The sequence below is a fragment of the Burkholderia theae genome, from assembly GCF_048565265.1.
Taxonomy (GTDB): Bacteria; Pseudomonadota; Gammaproteobacteria; order Burkholderiales; family Burkholderiaceae; genus Burkholderia; species Burkholderia theae.
This window is the reverse complement of the sequence record NZ_CP183462.1, coordinates 1,276,268-1,293,708: the sequence shown is the minus strand read 5'-3', so window position 1 is coordinate 1,293,708 and position 17,441 is coordinate 1,276,268. Positions and strand designations below refer to the sequence as shown.

The 17,441-nt window shown below is 67.9% G+C and carries 15 protein-coding genes; 9 read left to right on the top strand and 6 right to left on the bottom strand.

What is annotated here, in order from left to right:
• Positions 1–20 precede the first annotated feature (20 nt).
• Together ACN22W_RS23295 and ACN22W_RS23290 are read right to left on the bottom strand one after the other, a co-directional pair.
• Complete coding sequence (locus tag ACN22W_RS23295) at positions 21–434, bottom strand: MarR family winged helix-turn-helix transcriptional regulator (protein WP_412024371.1); 414 nt, start codon at positions 432–434, stop codon at positions 21–23.
• A 121-nt stretch (positions 435–555) separates the two neighbouring features.
• On the bottom strand, positions 556–1,731 hold the full coding sequence (locus tag ACN22W_RS23290) for an HPP family protein (protein ID WP_419689561.1): 1,176 nt from the start codon (positions 1,729–1,731) through the stop codon (positions 556–558).
• A gap of 363 nt (positions 1,732–2,094) precedes the next feature.
• On the opposite strand from ACN22W_RS23290, the gene ACN22W_RS23285 reads away from it, so the two are divergent.
• Positions 2,095–3,063 carry a LysR family transcriptional regulator gene (locus ACN22W_RS23285; RefSeq protein WP_129515097.1) on the top strand — a complete coding sequence of 323 codons (969 nt, stop codon included), beginning with the start codon at positions 2,095–2,097 and terminating at the stop codon, positions 3,061–3,063.
• Positions 3,064–3,102: 39 nt separating this feature from the next.
• Here ACN22W_RS23285 and ACN22W_RS23280 read toward each other — a convergent pair whose 3' ends face one another.
• Positions 3,103–4,467, bottom strand: coding sequence for an MFS transporter (locus ACN22W_RS23280; protein ID WP_419689560.1), 1,365 nt, complete (start codon positions 4,465–4,467; stop codon positions 3,103–3,105).
• Positions 4,468–4,529: 62 nt separating this feature from the next.
• A complete protein-coding gene (locus tag ACN22W_RS23275; RefSeq protein WP_419689559.1) occupies positions 4,530–5,468 on the bottom strand; it encodes a 2-hydroxyacid dehydrogenase in 939 nt (312 codons plus the stop codon).
• Between the two features lie 113 nt (positions 5,469–5,581).
• On the opposite strand from ACN22W_RS23275, the gene ACN22W_RS23270 reads away from it, so the two are divergent.
• The 3 genes from ACN22W_RS23270 to ACN22W_RS23260 all read left to right on the top strand — a co-directional run bounded on the left by ACN22W_RS23270 (position 5,582) and on the right by ACN22W_RS23260 (position 9,097).
• Positions 5,582–6,490 (top strand): LysR substrate-binding domain-containing protein, encoded by a 909-nt coding sequence (locus tag ACN22W_RS23270; RefSeq protein WP_129515096.1) that lies wholly within the window; start codon positions 5,582–5,584, stop codon positions 6,488–6,490.
• Positions 6,491–7,172: 682 nt separating this feature from the next.
• Positions 7,173–7,949, top strand: a complete 777-nt coding sequence (locus tag ACN22W_RS23265; protein WP_129515095.1) for a hypothetical protein — start codon at positions 7,173–7,175, stop codon at positions 7,947–7,949.
• A gap of 20 nt (positions 7,950–7,969) precedes the next feature.
• Positions 7,970–9,097, top strand: coding sequence for a LysM peptidoglycan-binding domain-containing protein (locus ACN22W_RS23260; RefSeq protein ID WP_412024377.1), 1,128 nt, complete (start codon positions 7,970–7,972; stop codon positions 9,095–9,097).
• Positions 9,098–9,186: 89 nt separating this feature from the next.
• Here the strand turns inward: ACN22W_RS23260 and ACN22W_RS23255 are convergent, their stop codons facing one another.
• Positions 9,187–10,275 (bottom strand): calcium:proton antiporter, encoded by a 1,089-nt coding sequence (locus tag ACN22W_RS23255; RefSeq protein WP_193100353.1) that lies wholly within the window; start codon positions 10,273–10,275, stop codon positions 9,187–9,189.
• 551 nt (positions 10,276–10,826) lie between these two features.
• Between ACN22W_RS23255 and ACN22W_RS23250 the strand changes: the two genes are divergently transcribed.
• The 5 genes from ACN22W_RS23250 (at position 10,827) to ACN22W_RS23230 (ending at position 16,514) form a co-directional block, all read left to right on the top strand.
• Positions 10,827–12,383, top strand: coding sequence for a 3-hydroxyacyl-CoA dehydrogenase (locus tag ACN22W_RS23250; RefSeq protein ID WP_419689558.1), 1,557 nt, complete (start codon positions 10,827–10,829; stop codon positions 12,381–12,383).
• A gap of 58 nt (positions 12,384–12,441) precedes the next feature.
• Positions 12,442–13,755, top strand: coding sequence for a phenylacetate--CoA ligase PaaK (paaK, locus tag ACN22W_RS23245; protein ID WP_419689557.1), 1,314 nt, complete (start codon positions 12,442–12,444; stop codon positions 13,753–13,755).
• Between the two features lie 38 nt (positions 13,756–13,793).
• Positions 13,794–14,594 (top strand): enoyl-CoA hydratase-related protein, encoded by an 801-nt coding sequence (locus ACN22W_RS23240; RefSeq protein ID WP_419689556.1) that lies wholly within the window; start codon positions 13,794–13,796, stop codon positions 14,592–14,594.
• A gap of 127 nt (positions 14,595–14,721) precedes the next feature.
• The gene (locus ACN22W_RS23235; protein WP_048250875.1) at positions 14,722–15,393 is read left to right on the top strand and encodes a MarC family protein; all 672 of its coding nucleotides are present in this window, start codon (positions 14,722–14,724) and stop codon (positions 15,391–15,393) included.
• A gap of 140 nt (positions 15,394–15,533) precedes the next feature.
• Positions 15,534–16,514 carry an aldo/keto reductase gene (locus ACN22W_RS23230; protein ID WP_129515090.1) on the top strand — a complete coding sequence of 327 codons (981 nt, stop codon included), beginning with the start codon at positions 15,534–15,536 and terminating at the stop codon, positions 16,512–16,514.
• Between the two features lie 34 nt (positions 16,515–16,548).
• On the opposite strand, the gene ACN22W_RS23225 is transcribed toward ACN22W_RS23230, so the two are convergent.
• Positions 16,549–17,415 (bottom strand): CPBP family intramembrane glutamic endopeptidase, encoded by an 867-nt coding sequence (locus ACN22W_RS23225; RefSeq protein WP_419689555.1) that lies wholly within the window; start codon positions 17,413–17,415, stop codon positions 16,549–16,551.
• Positions 17,416–17,441 lie beyond the last annotated feature (26 nt).

The following is a 17,441-nucleotide window of genomic DNA, read 5'->3' as shown; positions in this document are numbered from 1 at the left end:
CGGCGTGGTGGAAGCAAGGGTCAGTAATCTATCTGGGGAACCTGGAACGCGTCCTTGAGCGACTTCAGCTCGGCGCGATGCATGGCTGCGAGGCGGGCGAGCAGCGTCTCGCCGGCTGGTTCGAGGTGGACTTCGACCTGTCGGCGGTCCGCTTCGCTCGTCTTGCGCTTCACGAGCCCGAGCGCCTCGCAGCGCGTCACCAGCGCGACGACGCCGTGATGCTGCGCCTGCAGGCGTTCCGCGAGTTCGCCGATGGTCGCCCATTCGCGGTGCGGATAACCCTTGATGTGCAGCAGCAGCAGGTATTGCAGCGGCGTCACGCCTTCGCTTTGCGCGGCGCGTTCGGAGAAGCGCTCGAAGCGGCGCATCTGGTAGCGGAACTCGGACAGTTGCTGGAAATCGCTTTTGTTCAGCGCGCGTCGGGTATCGTTCATCGAGGTCGGTCGGGCAGTCGGTTTCGGTAGCGATAAATATATCACAGCATGATATAAATGACCGAAATGAAGCGAAATGAATCCATTTCGCGTCGCATCGCGTCGGCGCGTTGCGCCCGCGTTAAGCGGCCTCGAGCATTTGCGTCTGCTGGTAGAGGCCCGTCACCAGATCCGTCTGCGTAATGATCCCGACGAGTCGGCGCGATGCGTCGACGACCGGAATATGGTGATGGCCCGAATGCGTAAAGAGCGGCACGAGCGCGGTGATCGGCATCGTTTGCGGCACGAATGCGACGTCGCGCGTCATCACGGTGGCGACACTGGCGGGCTGGCCGCCGAGCGATTGCGGCAGCCGTGCGGACAGGCGTTGCCACAGCGGGGTCGGGCGGCGCAACTGGCGCGTGAGGTCGGCGCGCGTGACGATGCCGGTCAGGCGGCCGTCACCGTCGACGACGGGCAGTGCCTTTACGCGGTGGCGGTCGAGCAGCGTGAGTGCGGCCGTCACCGACGTCGACGGCGCGACCTCGATCGCATTCTTCGTCATCAGGTCGGCGCACGTGAGCTGGCCGAACGTGCGCGTATAGGCCTGCATCTCGGTTTCGCGCAGCAGCGTTTCGAGATCGTCCGGATCGACGTCGAGCCATTCGCTGCGGCGCTTCAGCACCGCGTCGAGGTCGCCGCGCGTGAAGCCGCCGCGCGCCGGGGCGGCGCCGCCCGCTTGCGGTTTTGCTTCGGGACGCGCGCCGCCGTGCGGGTAGCGGTGCCCGGTCAGCGCGTGATAGGCGAGCGCGGCAGACAGCAGGATCGCCGATTGCAGCGCGATCGGCTCCAGCACGAAACTGAATCCGAGCGCATGGATTGCCGGGCCGCCGACCACGGCCGTGAGCGCGACGGCGCCTGACGGCGGGTGCACGCAGCGCAGCACGAACATGCCGCCGATCGCACACGCGATCGCGACCGCGGCGGCCGTGATCGGATCGGCGATCCATAACGCGCACGCGACACCGACTGTCGCCGAGACCAGATTGCCGCCGATGATCGACCACGGTTGCGCGAGCGGACTCGCCGGCACCGCGAACAGCAGCACGGCCGACGCTCCCATCGGCGCGACGAGCAGTGGCACGAGGCCCGGCACGCCGGGCAGCAGCCGCATCGTGACGCCGACCGTCGCGATACCGACGAGCGCGCCCGTGCATGAGCGCAGGCGCTCGCGCCAGCCAAGCGACATCGGATGGGGAATGAAGCTGTGCAGCCATTGCCGCAAGGTGCGGCGCGACGAAGAGGAGCCTGACGACATGGGCGGTAAGCGGTAAAAATGACAGCGCGGACGCGCGCCGCCACAAGCGCGGAATTATATCGTGTTGTGATACAAATTGTCGCGGTGCATCAAGCCGTTGCACGTGCGCGACGCGCGAAGCTTGCAAAAACCTTTCATCGGAAGAAAGCTCGAGCGCCGGGCAATCGCGCAAGTTTGTCCGCGGCGGCGTACAATTCGGGCCACTGAATCCCCCGTTATCCCAGAACCACGTACGCGATGCCCGCTCTCCCGCCTTTCTCCCGGCACGGTGATCGATTCGACGTGGTTCGCGGCCGCGTTCCGTTCCCCACCTGACGCGAGCGCCACCGACGTCTCCTCACTGACTCTCCCCAAGCCAATTCAATGGACATGCTCGAAAACATGCGCCTGTTCGTGCGCGTTGTCGAAGCCGGCAGTTTTACTGCGGTCGCGAAGGAAATCGACGCGACCACCGCGCAAGTGTCGCGCGCGGTATCGAACCTCGAAGCGCACGTACAGACGCGCCTGCTGCATCGCACGACGCGCCATCTCGGCCTCACCGAAAGCGGCGAACGTTATTTCGAGCGCGCGAAATCGATCCTCGCGGAATTCGACTATGCGAACGCGGAGGCGCGCAACGCGCTGCTGCGGCCGAGCGGCAAGATGCGCATCCATGCGATGACGGGGCTCGGGCAGAGTCATGTCGTGTCGTCGATCGTCCGCTATCAGGAGGACAACCCCGACGTGTCGGTCGAGCTGACGCTCGCGCAGCGGATGCCGAATCTCGTCGAGGAGGGCTACGACGTGTCGATCGTGACGGCGTCGCAGTTGCCCGACTCGGGTTATGTCGCGCAGACCTGCGGCACGAGCTGCAGCGTGCTCGTCGCGTCGCGCGAATATCTGGCACGACACGGCACGCCGCAGTCGCCCGATGAATTGCCGAACCACGTGTGCCTGCGTCTCGATACGCCGGCTTCGCCGGCCGGCGAATGGCGGCTCGAGCGCAACGACGGTGAGGAGACCGTCTACGAGCTGCAGCCGGCACCGTTCCAGGTCAACGTGCCGGACGCGCTGTGCGTCGCAGTGCGCGCCGGGCGCGGGATCGCGTGTGTCGCGTTGTATACGGTGCTCGACGACATCCGCGAAGGGCGGCTGATTCGCGTGCTGCCCGAGTACCGGTTGCAGACGGTGAGCGTGTATGCGGTCTACGCGACGCGCCGTTATCTCGACGCGAAGATCCGCACGTTCCTCGACCACCTGCGCACGACGCTCACGCCCGCGCTGGAGAACGACCTGCGCGAACTCGACCGGTTGACGATCGAGCACACGCCGGGCGGCCGCAAGCGCGCTTGACGGCATGCGCGGTCCGAATCGTGTGCGCCGCGGCGCGGCTCATGCGCCCGGCGTGATGCGAATCCGCTCGAAGCGGCCCGCGAGCCATGTGTACGCGGCGATGCCGATCAGCCCGTGCGCGGCGACGAACCACAATGCGCCGGCGAACGAACCCGTGCTGGCGACGAAATAACCGATCACGAGCGGCGTGACGATCCCGGCGATGTTGCCGAGGCCGTTGAACACGCCGCCGCTCAGGCCGACCATCCCTTCCGGCGCCGTATCGGCGAGCACGGCCCAGCCGACCGCCGCGAGCCCCTTGCCGAAGAACGCGATCGTCATCAGCGCGATCACGACGGCGTTCGACGATGCGCCGTTCGCCAGCACCAGCAGCGTCGCCATTGCCATCCCCACGACGAACGGCGTCTTGCGTGCGCGCGACGGGTGCATGCCGCGCCGGATCAGCCAGTCCGACAGCACGCCGCCGAGCACACCACCCGTGAACCCGCAGATCGCCGGCAGCGCGGCAACCCAGCCGGCTTCCATGATCGTCATCCCGCGCCCCTTGATCAGGTAGATCGGGAACCACGTGATGAAGAAGTAGGTGAGCGCCGTGATGCAGTACTGGCCGATATAGATCGCCCACAGGTTCCGGTGGCGAAACAGTTGCGACACGTCGTGCCACGACACGCGCGGCCGATGGCGCACGCGGTTCGCCTCGAGATCGACGAGCGCGCCGTGCGCGCGCAGGTAGTCGCGCTCCGCGTCGCTCACGCGCGGGTGGCCATGCGGCTCGCGATACCACGCGAACCACAGCGCGGCGAGCGCGACGCCGAGCAGCCCCATCCACAGGAATACGTGTTCCCAGCCGAGCGCATGCGTGAGCCACGCCATCGCCGGCGTGAACAGCACGACGGCCATGTATTGCGCGGAATTGAACAGCGCGGACGCCGTGCCGCGTTCGGCGGTCGGGAACCAGCACGCGACGATTCGCGAATTGGCCGGGAATGCCGGCGATTCGACGAGGCCGAGCATGAAGCGCATCGCGAACAGCGCGAGCGTCGCGGATGCACCCTGCACGGCAAGCCAGCCGACCGTGCCCTGCAGCATCGTGAATACCGACCACAGCAGCAGGCTCAGGCCGTATACGCGTCGCGCGCCGAAGCGGTCGAGCAGCCAGCCGCCCGGGATCTGGCCGATCGCGTAGGCCCAGGCGAACGCCGAAAAGACGATGCCGAGCTGCACCGGCGTCAGCCCGAGGTCGTGCGCGACGCCGGTGCCGGCGATCGACATCGTCGCGCGGTCCGCATAGTTGATGACGGTGACCGCGAAAATCAGCGCGAGGACGGCATAACGGACGCGGCCGATCGTACGCGAGGCGGCGGGCGACGCGGCGAGGGCGGCGCCACTGGATCGATTGGGCATGCGTGTCTCCTGGCCTCCGTCGTGCGGAGGCATCCGGTGTTGTAACGGTGGGCGTGCGGCGGTCAGCGCGTGACGCTGGTCGGCGGGCGCTGGCCCGCGAAGCACGCGGCCAGGTTGGCAAGCACGATCCGGCCCATCTCGTCGCGCGTCTCGCGCGTGGCACTCGCGCGATGCGGCTGCACGACGACGCGATCAAGTTCGAGCAGCGCGGCCGGCACGTGCGGCTCGTTCGCGAACACGTCGAGGCCGGCGCCGGCGATCGTGCCGTCGGCGAGCGCGCGCACGAGCGCGGCTTCGTCGATCAGCTTGCCGCGCGCGACATTGATCAGGAATCCTTTGGGGCCGAGCGCGGCGAGCACGTCGGCCGTCACGAGCACGTTGCCGTGATCGGCCGATGCCGCGATCACGAGCACGTCGCTGTCGCGCGCGAGCGCGGCGAGGTCGGGCACGAAGCGATAGCCGCTGTCGCGATGCTCGCGCGGGCCGGAGTAGCTGACGGGCATCCGGAACGCCTGCGCGCGCTCGGCGATCGCGCGCCCGACACGGCCGAGGCCGACGATGCCGAGCCGCTTGCCGGTCACCTGCGTCGCGAGCGGCTGGGCCGTCTTGCCCCAACTGCCGGCGCGCACGATCCGCTCGCCGACGCCGAGGTCGCGCAGGGTCATCAGGATCAGCCCCATCGCCATGTCGGCGACGTCGTCGGTCAGCACGTCGGGCGTCGTCGTCACGTGGATGCCGCGTGCCCGCGCGCGGTCGAGATCGACGGCGTCGGTGCCGATGCCGCTGATCGCGACGATTTCGAGCGCGCTCAGCCGGTCCATCAGCGCGGCGGACAGCCCGTTCGCGCCGCCGGTGACGACGCCGCGGATCCGCGATGCAACGCGATCGAGCAGCGCGTCCGGTTGTTCGGCCGCATACAGCCGGTGCACGGCGTAGCGGGCGGACAGTTCGGCGTCGATGGCGTCGGGGAGCGGCTGGGTGAGCAGGATGTCGATGGTCATGAAGGTCTCGGTCGTCGTGCGCGGCGCGGGCCGTGCATCAGGTGCAACCGAGTATAGAAATCGTATCGATATCGGTCTAACATCAAAAGACTATCGATTGATTCAAGATTTGGATGATTGAACTGCACCAGCTTCGCTGCTTCGTCGCGGTCGCCGAGGAACTGCATTTCGGCCGCGCGGCCAGGCGGCTCTTCATGACCCAGCCACCGCTCAGCCGGCAGATCCAGCTGCTCGAGCACGCGCTCGGCATCGCGCTGCTCGAGCGCAGCAGCCGGCAGGTCAGGCTGACCGCGGCCGGCGAGCGCTTCCTGCGCGATGCGCGGCACATCCTCGAATTCTCCGCACGGGCCGAGCAGGCCGCGCAACGCGTCGCGCACGGCGGGGCCGGCCGCATCACGCTCGGCTTCACGGCCGTCAGTGCCTACCGGATGATTCCGGAGTTGCTCGCGCACGCGGCGCATGCGCTGCCGGACGTCGATATCGAGTTGCGCGAGATGGTGTCGACCGTGCAGATCGACGCGCTCGCGTCGCGGATGCTCGACGCGGGTTTCGTGCGCCAGCGCGCCGCGCGCCAGCCGCTCGAATACCGGCTCGTGCAGCGCGAACCGATGCTCGTCGCGGTCGCGGAAGGTGCGCCGCTCGCCGCGTACGAGCAGATCGGCCCCGACGAGCTCGACCGGCAGCCGTTCATCGCGTATTCGCCGAACGAGGGGAAGTATTTCCACGACATGATCTCGGGGATGTTCGCGGGCGCCGGGCGGCTGCCGAACTACCTGCACTACGTCGGGCAGACGCATACGATCCTTGGCCTCGTGCGCGCGGGGCTCGGGGCGGCGCTCGTGCCGGCGTCGGCTCGCGAGCTGCACGTCGACGGCGTGATGTTCCGGCCGCTGGCGGGCGTCGACGCGGCGGCCGAGCTGTATCTCGCGTGGCGCGCGGACAACGATAATCCGGCGCTGCCGGTGTTCAACGCGATGGTCGAACGGTTTCTCGCGCAGGAGCAGGGCGGCGCGGTGGCGTAGCGCGTTCGCGTTGTGTCACAAGCTTTCAATCCGGAAGCTTGCGGTGCCGCGATGGCAAGCAATCCTGAGCGAGCGCGGGATGGATCGAGCGCAGGAATCCTTTCTGTTTCGAAAGCTGATGCGGTGCCCGTGTTCCATCGCAGGAACGGAGCGGGCCGTACGTGTTCACGCGGCCTTCCGGGAGGCGCCGCGCGGATCGCTTGACGCTGCATGCCGGTCGGCGCAGGATACGTCCGTGCATTTGGAGCGGGACGCGCCGGCCGCGCGGTTCCTGCACCCGCGACACGCAAAAGAACAACGATGAGCCTTTACGTACTCGTACCGGAATACCGGCCCCGCCTCCGTCGGCCCGCCGGAACTACGTTTCACCCGACGCCCGTCGCGTCACGTATCCGTCATCCCGTTTCGTACCGTGCATCGGTACACTCTCCCGTTTGCGCGATGGCCGCGCCGATGAGCGGCGCCGGCTTGACCCGCCGCATCGCGCCGCAGCCCGCTACCCCCGATCACCGCATCCTGAACGGCACCTACACCGGCGTCTCGTGACGCCCGCCGGCGCCCGTTGTCGTATTGCGCCGCCGGCTGTCCTGACCGTCCGGCGGCCCCGGAGTCCGAAGCATTTCGATTCAGCTTGAAGAAGCAAATTCACGCAGTTCGGTTCGAGGTTCAAGGAGAAAAACTCATGTCGCAGCTTTCGAATGAAGAAGCAAACGGCAGTTCGGGGAGTGGCAAGGTCAAGCTGGTCAAGTGGGCGATCATCATTGCCGGCGTCGCGATCGCGGCACCGGCCGCGCTGTTCATCCTGAAGGGGATGATCGCGCTGATCACGGCGGGCGTCATCGGCCTCGGCGCGATCTATTTCGCGCCGGTCGTCGCGATGAAGTTCGCGAACCAGAAGGTGAGGATGATCGTCGAGGAGGCGCAGGCGAATCCGATCGAGACGCTCATCAACCAGCTCGCGGAAAAGCGCCAGGCGGCGCAGAAATTCGCGGACAGCATCACCGCGTTCCGCACCGAGGTGAAGAACTTCGAGAGCAAGACGGAGCTGTTCGAGAAGCAGTATCCGGACGACGCGCCGCGCTTCCGGTCGCAGCTCGACACGATGAAGCAGCTCCTCGCGTTTCGCGAAGGGCGCTACAAGCAGGTGCAGGCGGAACTGAAGAATTTCGCGTCGGCGATCGACCGCGCGAAGGCGATGTGGGACATGTCGCAGGCGGCGCAGCAGATGAACAAGCTCGCGGGCCGGCAGGCGTCCGACACGTTCGAGCAGATCAAGACCGACGTGGCCGTCGATTCGGTCATGCGCTCGGTCAACAAGGCGTTCTCCGAAATGGAGACATCGCTGATGGATAACCCCGAGGTCAAGCAGGCGCAGCAGCAGGCGCTGACCGGCGCTCACGTGCCGGTTCCCGGACCCGATGCGGCGAATCCCGCCCAGCTGCCGTCGAAACAACAATAACTTCCTGCAGGCACGCAACCATGAAAAAACTTCTTGGCGCAGTCGCGTTTCTGGTAGTGCTCGTCGGCGTATGGATCGTCCATCAGGGCGGCCTGTCGACGCTGATTCCCGCGCATGACGCGGCCCCGTCCTCGACGTCCGCCCAGACGGGCGACACGGGCCAGCCCGCGCAGCCGTCGGCCAGCGTGCTGCCGGCCGGCTTCACGCCGCAGGCCAGCGCGCTGAAGTCGATTGCCGAAAACGGCATCGTGCGGATCTCGGTGCAGAACCCGAGCGAGCCGTTCTTCGGCGAGGACAAGGGCGCACCGCACGGCTTCAACGTCGAATTCGCGCGGCTGCTGTTCGCGGATCCGTCGTTCTCGCACGGCGGCAAGCCGATCGTCGTCGATACGCGTCACGAGGTCGACACGTACCCGGGCGTGCCGAAGCAACTGCTCGACACGGATGCCAAGGGGAACCACGTCGTCGACGTGGCGATGGACGGGCTGACGTTCCCGGACAACACGCCGTCGGGCGTCGTTTATTCGGTGCCGTACGTCGACGATTTCGGTTATTCACTGATCGTGCGGCAAGGCTCCGCGATCCGTTCGACCGACGATCTCGCGGGCAAGACGGTCGGCATCCTGAAGGGCGACCCCGACGTGCGCGCGTTCGTCACGCGCCAGTATCCGAACGTCCGGTTCGTCGAGGTCGACGATTCCGATCCGGCCTTCATCGCGAAGAGCATCGACGGGCATACGGTCGACGCGTTCATCTACGACTATCCGTTCGCGGTCAGCTCGATCAAGGACACCGACCTGAAGTTCGCGGTGACCAAGCTCGACGGTTCGAACATCGCGTACAAGATCGGCGTGCGCGCCGACGACCAGGATCTGCTGATCTACCTGAACGCCGCAATCGCGAAGCTCAAGCAGTCGCCGCAGTATCTCGACCTGCTGCGCAAGTACTTCGTCAGCGACCAGGCGGTGACGACCGCGGCCGCGTCGGGCGAGCTCACCTATGTGGTGAAGGCGGGCGACACGCTGAACATGATCGCGGCGAGCAAGCTCGGCAGCGGCCAGCGTTATCGCGAGATCCAGCGCCGCAACAACCTCGCCAACCCGAACCTGATCCTGGCCGGCCAGCATCTGGTGATTCCGGTCCGGTAACGATGGCGTGACGTGAACGAAGGCGGGTGAAGGGACGTAAAAAAACGCGGCCCGGCGGAGTGATCCGCCGGGCCGCGCGTTTTCGGGCGTCAGTGGGTGATCGACAGGAACAGGTACGCGGCGAACAGCGACAGGTGCACGACGCCGTGCAGCACCGTCGTGCGCCCCTGGCTGAGCGTCAGCGTGCTGACCAGCAAGGTGAGCGCCAGCAGCACGGTCTCCATCGGCCCGATGCCGAGCGTGAGCGGCTGGCCGATCCAGATGAACACGGCCGCGACGGTCGGGATCGTGAGCCCGATGCTCGCGAGCGCGGAACCGAGCGCGAGGTTCATGCTGGTCTGCAGGCGGTTCGCACGTGCGGCGGTGACGGCCGCGAGTGCTTCCGGCAGCAGCACGAGCGCGGCGATCACGATGCCGACCGCGGCTTCGGGTGCGCCAAGCTTCATCACCGCGTGCTCGACGGCCGGCGACAGCAGCTTCGCGAGCAGCACGACTGCGACGAGGCTCACGAACAGCAGGATCATGCTGATGATGGCGGTACGCGTGCTCGGCGCCGCGGCATGCACCGACTCGTTTGCGCTGTCGTGCGCGGCGAGGAAGTAGTCGCGGTGGCGCACGGTCTGCACGAACACGAATGCACCGTACAGCACGAGCGACGATACGCCGGCAAACGCGAGCTGCGATTTCGAAAAGAACGGGCCCGGCGCAGCGCTCAGGTAGTTCGGCATCACGAGCGACAGCACGGACAGCGACGCCAGCACCGCGAGCGCCTTGCTCGCGCCGCGCCCCTGGAAGTCCTGTTCGCCGTGCTTCCACGCGCCGACCAGCAGGCAGATGCCGACGATGCCGTTGCAGATGATCATCACCGCGGCGAATACGGTGTCGCGCGCGAGGCCCGATTTCTCGGGGCCCGCGCCGAGCATCACCGACACGATCAGCGCGACTTCGATGACGGTCACGGCAACCGCGAGCACCAGCGTGCCGAACGGTTCGCCGACGCGGTGCGCGACGACTTCCGCATGATGGACGGCGGCGAATACGGCGCCGGCGAGTGCGGCGGCGAACACCGCGATGACGAGGCCTTCGGCCGGTACGACGCGCGACAGCGCGAGTACCAGCCACGCGGCAAGCGGGGCCAGGAGGGTCCAGCGCGGGAGCTGGTTGGACGAGAGCGGCATGGAGGGTTTCCTTATGCGAGTGGCGGCGCGCGACGCGCCATCACGGGGTGACGAAGCCCGGCCGTACTATCCGCCGAACGAGGACGATGAAACCGAAGGGTGGCCGCGCGCGAGGACGCGGCCCTGGGTTCGCCGCGGCGACGCGGCGACGGGCGCGGGCGGGCCGAAGCCCGTCGCTGGGTGAAACGGTTCGATGCGGGTGGCCGCCGGTGGCGGGGCGAACGATCGTGACGACGCGCCGGCCGGAGGCTCGGTTCCGACCCTGAAAGGGCGGCGGACGATGGACAGCGGTGGCAGCGCAGCACGCGGTTTCCCCCTGAAATCCGGCAGTTTGTCGAATTTTATCAGGCGTTTGGGGGGGCACTATCTCATATTCGAACGCTTTCATTGACCTTTCGGTTTACAAAAAGTGCCCCGATCCTTCAATTTTTTGTCTTTGCAGTTTCCGTAACGGTCTCTTGCACGACAAATTCGGGCTCGCCCTGACATAAATCTACCGACCGGTCGGTTTATAATCGCTCGCACTTCCACTTCATGACGGATCGCAAGCGATGGCTGTTTCCTCTGCACATTCGGTGAACTCGGGCGCGCTGGCGCCGTCGGCCGTCGTCGGCGTGATCGGCGCCGGCGCGATGGGCGCGGGCATCGCGCAGGTCGCGGCGGCGGCCGGCCATACGGTGCTGCTGTACGACCTGAACGAAGCGGCCTGCGACAAGGCGCTGGCCGGCATCCGCGCGCAGTTCGCGCGGCTTGCGGAGAAAGGCCGGCTCGAACCGGCGCAGGCCGACGCGGCCGGCAATCGGATCCGTGCGGTGCGCGCGCTGGCCGACTTCGCGGGGGCCGCGCTGATCGTCGAGGCGGCGGCCGAGCGGCTCGACGTGAAGCGCGAGATCTTCGCGACCCTCGAGGGCCATGTCGACGACGCGTGCCTGCTGACGACCAACACGTCGTCGATCTCGATTACGTCGATCGCGGCCGGGCTGCGCGTGCCGCAACGCGTCGCCGGCCTGCATTTCTTCAACCCGGCGCCGCTGATGGCGCTCGTCGAGGTGGTCAGCGGGCTCGCGACCGCGCCCGAGGTTGCGCAGGCCCTGTACGCGACCGCCGCCGCGTGGGGCAAGAAACCCGTGATGGCGAAATCGACGCCGGGCTTCATCGTGAACCGCGTCGCGCGTCCGTATTACGCGGAGGCGCTGCGCGTGCTGAGCGAGCAGGGCGGCACGCCGGCATCGATCGACGCGGTGATGCGCGAGGCCGGCGGCTTCCGGATGGGGCCGTTCGAGCTGATGGACCTGATCGGGCACGACGTGAACTTCGCGGTGACCGAGTCGGTGTTCCGTGCGTACTTCAACGACCCGCGCTACACGCCGTCGCTGATCCAGCAGGAACTCGTGAACGCGGGTTTCCTCGGGCGCAAGTCGGGGCGCGGCTTCTATTCGTACGCGGACGGCGCGACGCCGCCCGCACCCGATCTCGAACCGCCGCGCGACGCGCCGGCCGACGTCGTGCTGTACGCGCAGGACGGCCCGGCCGCAGCGCTGCACGCGCGCTTCGCCGAACGCATCGCGCTCGCCCGCCAGGCCGGCGCGCATCCGGACGACCTGCTCGCGACGGCCGGCCGCGCATCGATCGCGCTGACCGATGGCCGGACGGCAACCGCGCGTGCGGCGCAAACCGGCGTGGCCGATCTCGTGCTCGTCGACCTCGCGCGCGATTACGCGCAGGCCGGGCTCGTCGCGCTGACGCGCGCGCTCCAGTGCGGCGATGCGGCCTATGCGGACGCGGTCGGCCTGTTCCAGCAGGCGGGTTTTCGTGTGGTCGGCGTCGCGGACGTGCCGGGGATGGTCGCGATGCGCACCGTCGCGATGCTCGCGAACGAGGCGGCCGACACGGTGAACCAGGGCGTGTGCTCGCCCGCCGATCTCGATCTCGCGATGGAGAAGGGCGTGAACTACCCGTGCGGCCCGCTCGCGTGGGCCGATGCGATCGGCATCGGCCGCGTGTTTCGCGTGCTGTCGAACCTCGCGGCGAGCTACGGCGAGGACCGCTATCGCGTGTCGCCGCGCATCGCCGCGCTGCATGCGGCCGGCCGCACGTTCCGGTCGTAGCCGCCGGCCCCGTCACTTCGATCACGATAACGACATCACTCCATTGGAGGAGCACCCCATGACTCACCCTGCCGCCGCCCTCGAGCCGATCGAGACCGCCAGCCGCGACGAACTGCAGGCGCTGCAGCTCGAGCGCATGAAGTGGTCGCTGCGCCACGCGTACGACAACGTCCCGCACTATCGCCGCACGTTCGATGCGGCGGGTGTGCATCCGGACGACCTGAAGACGCTCGCCGATCTCGCGAAATTCCCGTTCTCGACGAAGAACGACCTGCGCGACAACTATCCGTTCGGGCTTTTCGCGGTGCCGCGCGAGCAGGTCGTGCGCGTGCACGCGTCGAGCGGCACGACGGGCAAGCCGACCGTGGTCGGCTACACGGCGCGCGACATCGACACGTGGGCGAACGTGACCGCGCGCTCGATCCGCGCGGCCGGCGGCCGCCCGGGCGACACGCTGCACAACGCGTTCGGCTACGGGCTCTTCACGGGCGGCCTCGGCATTCACTACGGCGCGGAGCGGCTCGGCTGCATGGTCGTGCCGATGTCGGGCGGGCAGACCGAGAAGCAGGTGCAGCTGATCCGCGATTTCGAGCCGAAGATCATCCTCGTCACGCCGTCGTACATGCTGAACCTGATCGACGAGATGGTGCGGCAGGGGATGGACCCGGCCGAGTCGTTGCTGAAGATCGGCATCTTCGGCGCCGAGCCGTGGACGCAGGCATTGCGCGAGGAAGTGGAGACGCGCGTGGGCATCGACGCGCTCGACATCTACGGGTTGTCGGAGGTGATGGGCCCGGGCGTCGCGTGCGAATGCGTCGAGACAAAGGACGGCCCGGTGATCTGGGAAGACCATTTCTATCCGGAGATCATCGATCCCGTCACGGGTGAAGTGCTGCCCGACGGCAGCCAGGGCGAGCTCGTGTTCACGTCGCTGACGAAGGAAGCGATGCCGGTGATCCGCTACCGCACGCGCGACCTCACCGCGCTGCTGCCGCCGACCGCGCGCGCGATGCGCCGTCTCGCGAAAATCACGGGCCGCTCCGACGATATGCTGATCGTGCGCGGCGTGAACGTGTTCCCGAGCCAGATCGAGGAGATCGTCGTCGCGCTGCCGCTGCTGTCGGGCCAGTTCCAGATCACGCTGTCGCGCGACGGTCACATGGACCGGCTCGACCTCGCGGTCGAGTTGCGCTCCGAAGCCGAGGCGTCCGTCACCGACAGCGATCGCGCGGCGCTCGCACGCGAGTTGCAGCACCGGATCAAGACGATGGTCGGCGTGTCGTCCGGCGTGACGGTGCTCGCGGCCGGTGGTATTCCCGCGACCGCGACCGGCAAGGCCCGACGCGTGATCGACCGTCGCCAGGCTGCCTGATTCCGATGATTGCCGTTCTACCCGAGGAAACCTGTTCGATGGATGGATTGAAGACCCTGGCCGTCGCGGTCGATGCGCGCGGCATCGCGACCGTCTCGCTGCAGCGCGGCGACGTGCTCAACGCGTTCGACGAGACGATGATCGCCGAGCTGACCGACGCGTTCACCGCGCTCGGCCAACGCGACGATGTGCGCGCGATCGTGCTGCGCTCGGACGGCCGCGCGTTCTGCGCGGGCGCCGACCTGCAGTGGATGCAGCGCGCGAGCGCGAACGATGCGGCCGCGAACCTGCGCGACGCGGAGCGGTTCGCCGCGATGATGCGCGCGATCCGGCAATGCCCGAAACCGACCGTGGCACGTGTGCAGGGCCACGCGTTCGGCGGCGGCGTCGGCCTGTGCGCGGCCTGCGACATCGTGATCGCGAGCGACCACGCGCGTTTTTCGGTCAGCGAAGCGCGTTTCGGGATCCTGCCGGCCGTGATCGGCCCGTATCTGGTCGAGGCGGTCGGCCAGCGCCAGGCGCGCCGGCTCGCGCTGACCGCGACGCAGCTCGCCGCCGGCGAAGCCGTCGCGATCGGCCTGATCCACCAGGCCGTGCCGCTCGACGCGCTCGACGCAACGCTCGAACGGACGCTCGCCGAACTGGGCCGCAACGGCCCGAACGCGCTGATGGAGATCAAGCGCTTTTTCGACGCGATCGGCGAGTATCCGCCGTCGGACGCGCGCGCGGCGTTCACCGCGCAGACGATCTCCCGCGTGCGGGCGACGCCGGAAGCGAAGGAAGGCTTTTCCGCGTTCTTCGCGAAGCGGCCGCCGGCATGGGAGTCGGGCGCGGAATAACGGGCAACGGCGACGCTCGACGGCGTGGCGGGCCCGGCCGCATTTTGCGTCTCGGGCCCGGGCGCTTGCTCTACAATGCGTGACCCCCGGCGCGCTGCCGGCCCAGCCCCGACCGATTCCTCGCCCGATGATCGTCAACCGCCTTATCTCCGAGATCCTGTTCGGCTTCACCGGCCTGATCGGCATCATCAATCCGATTGGCATCGCGTTCCTGTTTCTCGAGCGGACCGAGGCGCTCACCGAGCACGAGCGGGACCTGCTCGCGCGGAAGGTCGCGTTCAACGCGTTCATCGTGCTGATGGTCGCGTTCTTCGCCGGCACGCCCGTGCTGCATTTCTTCGGGATCTCGATGGAAGCACTGCGGATCGGCGGCGGCCTGGCGGTCGCGGTGGCCGGCTGGCAGATGCTGAACGAGCCCGACGTGCCGGGCGGTGGCGACACGCCGGTCAAGCCGATCGACGCGAACGCGATCATGACGCGCGCGTTCTTCCCGTTGACCGTGCCGCTGACGGTCGGCCCCGGCTCGATCTCGACCGCGATCGCGCTGAACGCGAACCGCACGCACAAGCTGTCGGAATTCATGCTGTCGAGCATCGTGTCGATCGCCGTTTCCGTGCTGGTCGCCATCGTGATCTGGCAGACCTACAGCCGCGCCGCGCTGCTGTCGCGCTACCTCGGCACCGAAGGCACCAAGGTCGCGATGCGCGTGTCGGCGTTCCTGCTGCTGTGCATCGGCGTACAGATCATGCTGACCGGCTTCTCCGCGTTCCTGCAGCCGATCGCCGACCAGGTCAAGTAACCCGGTTCGCCCTTTCCCGCCGCGCGGCCTGCACGCGAGCGCGGCCATACGCGTTCGCGCCGTGCGGGATAACATGCCACGTCTGGCGGATGTGCGGTGCGCATCCGGCCGCAAACCCAACTTGAGTGGCGAGGCGTGCGATGGAATACGTGAAATTCGGGTCGACCGGGCTGGAAGTGTCGAAGCTGGTGCTGGGTTGCATGACGTTCGGCGAGCCGTTGCGCGGCACGCACCCGTGGACGCTGCCGGAAGCGGAGAGCCGCCCGATCATCCAGCGGGCGGTCGAAGCCGGCATCAACTTCTTCGATACCGCGAACATGTATTCGGACGGCACGTCGGAGGAGATCGTCGGCCGCGCGCTGCGCGATTTCACGAAGCGCGACGACGTCGTGATCGCGACCAAGGTGTTCTACCGGATGCGGCCGGGCCCGAACGGCGCCGGCCTGTCGCGCAAGGCGATCATGACCGACATCGACCAGAGCCTGCAGCGGCTCGGCACCGACTACGTCGATCTCTACCAGATTCACCGCTGGGATGACGGCACGCCGATCGAGGAGACGCTCGAGGCGCTGCACGACGTCGTGAAGGCCGGCAAGGCGCGTTATATCGGCGCATCGTCGATGTTCGCGTGGCAGTTCGCGAAGGCGCTGCACACGTCGAAGCAGAACGGCTGGACCCGCTTCGTCAGCATGCAGAACCACCTGAACCTGCTGTATCGCGAGGAAGAGCGGGAAATGCTGCCGCTGTGCGAAGCCGAGGGCATCGCGGTGATTCCGTGGAGCCCGCTCGCGCGCGGCCGCCTGACGCGCAGCTGGGACGAATCGTCGGAACGGCAGCAGAAGGACGAAGTCGGCCAGCGGTTGTACGACGCGACGGCCGATGCGGACAAGGCGGTTGTCGAGGCCGTCGCGGCGATCGCCGCCGCGCGCAACGTGCCGCGCGCGCAGGTCGCGCTCGCGTGGGTCGCGCACAAGCGCGGCGTCACCGCGCCGATCGTCGGCATCTCGAAGCCGCATCAGCTGGACGATGCGCTCGGCGCGCTCCAGCTGAAGCTGACGGACGACGAAATCGCGACGCTCGAAAGCCCGTACGTGCCGCACGCGGTCGCCGGGTTCAACTGAACGCGGCATCGCCGGGCGGCACCGCGCGCCGCGTTCAGTGCGCGGCGGCGAGCATCGGGTAGGTGAACAGCCCGAAGTGGACGACGTTCAGCCCCGCATGCGCGAGCGCGGATGCGAGCAGTCCGCCGCGCCGCCACGCCAGGCCATAGCCGACGCCGGCCACCGTGCCGAGCACGATCCATGGCCAGCCGCCGGCCGCGTGCGCGGCGCCGAACAGCACCGCGCCGATCGCGGGCGCGGCCCACGGCCCCCACGCGAACGTGCGGAGCGCGCGCGTCAGCCCGCCTTGCACGTAGCCGCGGAACAGCGCTTCCTCGGCGAGCGTCACGAGCAGCAGGTTGTTCACGAGCCACAGCCAGCCGGACGGCGGCCATTTGGGCGCCCAGCCGACCATCCCGAACGCGAGCGCGCCGGCCAGGCACGCGGCGGCCGTCGCGACGGCCGCCACCGCGCCCGTGCGCAGCGCACGCGACAGCGCGACATCGGGGGCGACCCACGGCAGCACCCACAGCAGCCACAGGCCGATGAGCGGCTTGTCGTAATTCAGGTACATCGTGAACGGCACGGCGTCCGGCGTGAAGCGCGTCGGCGCGATCACGCGCGGATTGTGGAAGCCGGGAATCAGGTGCAGGCTCAGCGCGATCGCGAGCGCGGCAAACACGATGTGCGCGGCGATGCGTACCGCGAGCGGGCGCGCGGGCAGCACGCCCCAGGCAGCCGCGGCCAGCAGCGCGAGCGGTGCCAGCGTGATCGGCGCGAGCTGGCCGAACGCGAGGGCGCCCGCATAACCGAGCGCGGCGAGGCCGACGCTCAGGCCATGCAGCGGGCGATGCCACGCGAATGCGGCGGCCGCGAACAGCGCGAGCCAGATCGTGGCACACGGAAGGAGCGAAAGGGACATAACGGGAGAGGCATGATTCGTCGGAC